The 6,137-nt window shown below is 36.7% G+C and carries 8 protein-coding genes; 7 read left to right on the top strand and 1 reads right to left on the bottom strand.

Going from position 1 to position 6,137, the window contains the following annotated elements; genetic code table 11:
* The 6 genes from Q1553_RS04460 to Q1553_RS04485 form a co-directional block, all read left to right on the top strand.
* Window positions 1-235: hypothetical protein (locus Q1553_RS04460; protein ID WP_300673789.1), on the top strand; the 235-nt coding region annotated here is incomplete at its 5' end.
* Between the two features lie 84 nt (window positions 236-319).
* Window positions 320-1,738, top strand: coding sequence for a cysteine--tRNA ligase (gene cysS, locus Q1553_RS04465; RefSeq protein WP_299383809.1), 1,419 nt, complete (start codon window positions 320-322; stop codon window positions 1,736-1,738).
* A 23-nt stretch (window positions 1,739-1,761) separates the two neighbouring features.
* Window positions 1,762-2,544 carry a sulfite exporter TauE/SafE family protein gene (locus Q1553_RS04470; protein WP_297570949.1) on the top strand — a complete coding sequence of 261 codons (783 nt, stop codon included), beginning with the start codon at window positions 1,762-1,764 and terminating at the stop codon, window positions 2,542-2,544.
* 157 nt (window positions 2,545-2,701) lie between these two features.
* Window positions 2,702-3,754 carry a hypothetical protein gene (locus tag Q1553_RS04475; RefSeq protein ID WP_115551125.1) on the top strand — a complete coding sequence of 351 codons (1,053 nt, stop codon included), beginning with the start codon at window positions 2,702-2,704 and terminating at the stop codon, window positions 3,752-3,754.
* Window positions 3,751-4,272, top strand: coding sequence for a hypothetical protein (locus Q1553_RS04480; protein WP_115551124.1), 522 nt, complete (start codon window positions 3,751-3,753; stop codon window positions 4,270-4,272). Before Q1553_RS04475 ends, Q1553_RS04480 begins: the two co-directional genes overlap by 4 nt.
* Entirely contained in the window at window positions 4,269-4,802 is a 534-nt protein-coding gene (locus Q1553_RS04485) for a hypothetical protein (protein ID WP_115551123.1), read from the top strand. Before Q1553_RS04480 ends, Q1553_RS04485 begins: the two co-directional genes overlap by 4 nt.
* 13 nt (window positions 4,803-4,815) lie before the next feature.
* Here the strand turns inward: Q1553_RS04485 and Q1553_RS04490 are convergent, their stop codons facing one another.
* The gene (locus Q1553_RS04490; RefSeq protein ID WP_115551122.1) at window positions 4,816-5,340 is read right to left on the bottom strand and encodes a phospholipase D-like domain-containing protein; all 525 of its coding nucleotides are present in this window, start codon (window positions 5,338-5,340) and stop codon (window positions 4,816-4,818) included.
* Window positions 5,341-5,431: 91 nt separating this feature from the next.
* Here Q1553_RS04490 and Q1553_RS04495 point away from each other — a divergent pair.
* On the top strand, window positions 5,432-6,137 hold a 706-nt coding region (locus Q1553_RS04495), incomplete at its 3' end, for a hypothetical protein (protein WP_300842777.1).

Raw genomic sequence — 6,137 nt, forward strand, 5'->3', positions numbered from 1 at the left:
GCTAAGGCATAAGCAAAGCAAGGAATATAAAATTATTTTTATAGACCCAAAAGGTTTAACACACGAGGTTAATGCAAGGGATAAAGCACAAGGCTTTGAAAGTATTTTTGGTAAAAATGGGAGCAGTATCGGAGGCAATAAAACATTTTTGTATTATTTTAATAAACAAAACATTTTAGATTCTTCTCTAAAAATATACACACAATCAACTATTGCAGAGATATTTTATCTGTAATGCTATTTTTGAATGTTTAAAACCCCCTCCTTTTTTGCTATACTTTCCCTTTAAATTGATGAGTGAAATTCATAAGGAAAAGTGATGATTAGAATTTATGATAGTAAATTAAAAGAAAAAGTAGAATTTATACCCATTAATCCAAAAGAAGTGCGTATGTATGTGTGCGGTCCGACGGTGTATGATGATTCGCATTTAGGACACGCAAGAAGTGCGATTGTGTTTGATTTGTGGCGCAAACTCTTGCGTGAGCGAGGCTATAAAGTGATTTTTGCCAAAAATTTTACTGATATTGATGACAAAATCATCAACAAATCTTTGCAAAGTGGTTTGAGTGTGGAGGAAATCACACAGACCTATACGCAAAAATATTTAGACGAAATGGAATCTCTAGGAGTGGAACGTGCCGATATTGAGCCTAAAGCGACGCAAAGTCTAAAAAGTATTTGTGCGATGATTCAAACATTACTAGACAAAGGCTTTGCTTATCAAACGTCAAATGGAGATATTTATTTATCTGTGGATAAAGACGTGGATTATGGGAGTTTGAGTGGTAGAATCGCAGATGAGGAATCCAAAAGCAGAATCCAAAATAGTGAGCAAAAGCACGACGCAAAGGATTTTGCTCTTTGGAAAAGTTACAAAGGTGTAGGCGATGTGGGCTATGATTCTCCTTTTGGTAAGGGGCGTCCGGGTTGGCACATTGAGTGTAGCGCAATGATTCAAGAACATTTGGCGATAGAGGGCAAATATGCAATTGACATTCACGGAGGCGGAGCGGATTTGTTGTTTCCTCACCACGAAAATGAGGTTTGTCAGACGCGTTGTGCGCAGGGACAGAATCTCGCAAAATATTGGATACATAATGGCTTTGTAACGATTAATGGCGAAAAAATGGCAAAGTCGCTTGGGAACAGCTTTTTTATTAAAGATGCTTTGGCAAATTACGATGGAGAGATTCTGCGATTTTATCTTTTAAGCACACATTATCGTGCGGGGTTAAATTTCTCCGAAGAGGATTTACTTGCAAGCAAGAAGCGGCTAGATAGAATCTATCGGCTTAAAAAACGATTGGCACAAACCCAAATCAAAAACCCACGAAATGTAGAATCTCAAAATGTGCAAAATCCCTTTAGTGAAGCATTCTTAGAGGCTTTAAGCGATGATTTGAATATCTCCAAAGCTTTAAGTGTTTTAGAGGAACTTATTGCGAATGCAAACGAAATGTTAGATAACAAACAAAAAGATAAGATTCCACAAATTATGGCAAATCTTGCTTTGGTTACAAGAATTTTGGGTGTGGGCTTAAAAGATTCTTTTGAATACTTTAAACTCGGTGTGAGTGAAGCAAGACGCGTAGAGATTGAAGCACTCATTGCAAAAAGAGCGGAATACAAAAATGCAAAAGATTTTGCAAATGCAGATAAAATCCGAGAGGATTTGCGCGCAAGTGGAATTGAGATTATGGATACTCCTCAAGGCTGCGAGTGGGAAAGAGTGTAAGCCGAGATTTATCAAGGAAAAATATGGAAAATTTAGATTTTATTAGCCTTTTTGGTATTGCACTAGTTGGGGGATTTGGGCATTGCATTGGAATGTGTGGCGGAATCGTGCTTGCCTTTAGCGGAAAGTTGGCAAATCAAAATGCGAGCAAAGGGCGCATTGTGGGATTCCACTTTCTTTATAATCTTGGGCGCATTAGCACTTATGTATTGCTTGGCGCACTTGTGGGCGCACTTGGGAGCATGTTTAGTCTCAATAGCACTCTGCGTGGCTTGCTCTTTTTGATTGCAGGTATTTTGATGATTCTTGCGGGGCTTTCACTCTTTGGCAAGCTAAAGTTTCTCACGCTTTTAGAACATTCAGTCCAAAATTCTAAATGGTATCAAACGCGATTCCAAAAGGCTTTGAATCTTGAAAATGCTTGGAGTCTCTATCTCTTGGGAGTTCTCAATGGTTTGCTTCCCTGTGGTTTTGTTTATGCGTTTCTTTTTAGCGCAGCGGGTTCTGCGAGCGTAGTTAAGGGTGTATTGGTGATGTTGGTGTTTGGAATTGCGACGATTGTGCCTTTGCTACTCTTTGGACTTTTGGCAAACACGATTCTATATAAGCCCTTTGTGCGCAAACTCGCGATGAATCTTGCTGCTATTGCGATTGTTATTTTTGGTGCATTGATGATTGAAAAAGGCATTAAGTTTTTGCAAAACCCTGCAATGACTCACAAAGCGCACAAAATGCAAGACTCTAATGCTTCTATGCCCGTACAAGATTCTATGCACAAGATAGAATCGCATTTGCCCACACATTAGGAATCCTATAAGGCGGATTCTGAAAAATAAATCAAAAGGCAATTTTTAGAATTTGCGCAATATTTTATGAAAAAATTATATTTTTTGGCTTTTAAAGGCTATTTTTTAAGCCAAAATTGCATACTATTAGCAATGCGAGTTTAAGTTTGGAGTGATGATGAATTTAATAAAAACAATTCGCCCTTTTTTTGCCACTGTGATTGCTGGCATTGAAGTGGATCACAAATTATGCAGTGTTGTGGTGAATTTCTATCGCAGAGGGCAGCTTCAGCAAACTCAAATAAAAGAGTTTAAAACAAATCCCGGTGAGTTACCTATTCAAGCGGTGCGTTATATTAAAAAAATCCGCGCTAAAAATCCTTTTACTTATGTCTCTACGCTTTCCTTGTCTATTACGCAAGGTGTGATTAACTCCGATAAAGAAAGTGAGTTTGAAAAATATGGCGTGAATTGTAATGAAGTCGTCTATAAGCGGTTTGATAATAATTGGTCGGTTTATGTGCCTAATCAAGGAATCGCAGAGACGAAAAAACGTTTTTTAAAACTTGGCGCGGATTTTGTAATTTCTCCTTTTATGATTCTGTATCGTTTGGCAAAAGATACTTTCCAAGATTCTTGCAAACTCTATGTGTTATTTCAACGCTCTAATATGACTTTGATTGTTACCAAGCAAGATGCAGGAGTTTTGTTTGGTGGTTATTATGTGCTAGAAAGCGAGATTGATTTGGGATTATCCGTTGTTAAGCATTCTTTGAGTGAGGACGAAGAGGATATACAAAAAACAGATATTGAATCGGATTTACAAAATGAATTGAGCAATATTGAAAATGTGGTGGATTTGGATAGCGAAAGTAGTGATGACGATGAGCTTATCAAAGTCTTGAAAAATGATGATAGTGAGGACGATTTAAATGAAAGCGGTGAGGATTCCTCAAAGGGTAATGATTTAGATGATTTTTCACGCATTAATACAGCAGCAAAATTTATTCAATCTGCTTTGAGTGAATTTTATAATAATCCACTTTATAATAGCGAGTTTATCAATGAAATTGTGATTTTCAATCCTCACGATATTGCACAAGAAACACTCCAACAAATCCAACAAATCACAATGCTAGAAGTGCATGTGCTTTCTTGTGATATTGCTAAAGAATTAGCAAATCTTGGCTATGAATCTTATAAGTTTTTTGAATCAAAAGGGCAAGTATGAATTATAGTTTCACACAACCAGGCAAAAAAACAATTCTCAAGAAAGTTTCGCGCATTTGGTGGGGCTATATTTTCTTGACGCTTTTTATTTTTGCGGGTTTTGTTGCAATGTTGAAAGTGCAAGGATACTTTATGCGGCAAAATGAAAAAGCAGCCATAGAAATGCAACAACAAATGCTCAAAGAAATTAAAGAATACCAAGAAATGATGATTATAGAAGAAGAGAAAGTGCAATTTGAAACTTATATTGCTAGCCAAAACAATATGCTAAAAGATAGCGTGGAGAATCTCTTTGATTTAATCCCGGAGCAAATTACGCTTAACAAAATCCAAATGGAGCAATATCAATTAACGCTTTATGGCACTACTCCCTCCAAACAGATTTATACCTTTTTGCTAGAAGTGCCTTTGCGTTCAATCTTTAATCAAAGCCGCGCGGATTTCTATATGCTACCAAATGGTTGGTATAATTTCGTTTCCATTAGCAAATTAAATCAACAAGAGGAAGCGCAGCCATGAGAGCATTTTTTGCACAGATTGATTGGATTCGTAATACTTTCTTTTTTGTTTTTTACTTTTTTATGGTTATTGGAGTGTTTTTGGCTGTGGTAAAACCCCAATTAGACATTTTTCGTAAGACTAATGCACAATATCGCAAGGAGATTTATGTGCAAGAACAGATAGAATCTCAACGTAATGCAGAAAGGCAAAAACTTATCAATTATCAAAATCAAAATGCACATATATTGGAAAATTTTGAACACAGAATCACGCAAAGAGAAATTGAGGAGAAGTTAAGAATTATCTTTGAAAACGCTGGCGTAGTTGCAGATGGTGCGCCTAGTTTAGAGGGAAAATACTTTAAACAACGTTTTGTGGTTAGCGGGCGTTTGCAAAATATTAACAAACTCAAAGAGTCTTTAAAAATGACACGAGCCTTACCCGGAATCGTGCGCTTTAGCTTTCCGATTCTTATTGAAAGAGAGGGCGCGGAATTAGTCTTTTCTTTTCGTTTGGACGCATATTTTTTAAATATGGATTCCAAATAGCTTTCGGGGATTTCTAATATTTCTTGCACTCCAAAAACATTCCCTCAAAAGCATTTTTGGCTTTTGCAATAGAATCTTTATTTTGTGTGATGAAAAGTGTTTCGTAGTTCGTCTCAAAAGCACTCTTAGACCAATTTGCAGAACCTAAAATCAGAGAATTTTCATCACTGATTGCCATTTTCATATGCATTAATCCATAAAATTTGCGATTATAAGAGGGTTTTCCTTCTAGCAAGCAAGTCTCGATATTTTTGAGCTTTGCGAGATAACCAATAGTGGATTTATTGGCGTTTTGATTGCTTTTTTTGTCATAAATGATTCGCACTTTTACACCTTTTTTGGCAATGTCGCGGATTGCTTTGCTGATTTCGCGATTTGTGAAGCTATAAATTGCGACATCTAGTGTGTTTTGAGAGTTTTGAATCGTAGAAATCAATGCTTGGAGGGCTTTATCTTGTTCTTGAGGCATAAAGTAGAGAGAATCCGCCCAAGAAAAGCTGATAAAAATCCCAATCGTTGCTAAAACTTGTTTAAACATTAAAAGTTCCTTGTAAAATTAAGATACAAATTGTTAAAATTTTACCAACTCTTTGTTTAAAAAGACGAAACAAAGTAAATAGGGAGCATTTATGAAACTATATCTTATTAATAAGAATCCCATTATTAGCAAACTTGTAGCACTAAGTGTGTCTAAGCTTGGCGTAGAAATGGAAGAATCTCCAGAGATTGATTTAACGCTTGGTGCAGAAATTGTTTTGATAGATGACGAATGTTTTGAACAAGAATTATTTAACTCTTATAAATCAGCAAATCCAGAAGCAAAATTTGGCTTATTTTATGCTAAATCCACAGAACGTTTAGAGGGCTTTAATGAGTATATTCAAAAGCCTTTTTTGCCTACGGACCTTGTAAAAACCTTGAGTAAGATTTCTGGGATTACTCCAATGGATAATCAGCAAGCTCATCAAAAGGGAGAATCTAATGGTTTAGAGATTGACGATGTGGAATCTTTGGGTAATTTAGACGATGAATTAGATCTTTCAGGTTTTGATGATTTGCAATTAGACGATGAGGAGTCAAGCGCAGAATCTAGTGAGGGGGACGCGCAGTTGGATTTTGGTGCAGACGATGCAATAGAAGAGGGTATAGAAGAGGCGGGAGAAGAGGCGAATGTCCCATTAGATTTTGGTGCAGAGGACGGGGACGCGCAGTTGGATTTCGGTGCAGACGATTCTAAAGAAGAATCTTCAGATTTAAATGTTCTAGATAAAGGTGATGTGGAGGAGATTAAAGATTTACTTTCAAATGAGGAGGCTTTACCTGAATCAACAGACA

Source organism: Helicobacter sp. UBA3407, assembly GCF_949747025.1.
Classification (GTDB): Bacteria; Campylobacterota; Campylobacteria; order Campylobacterales; family Helicobacteraceae; genus Helicobacter_D; species Helicobacter_D ganmani.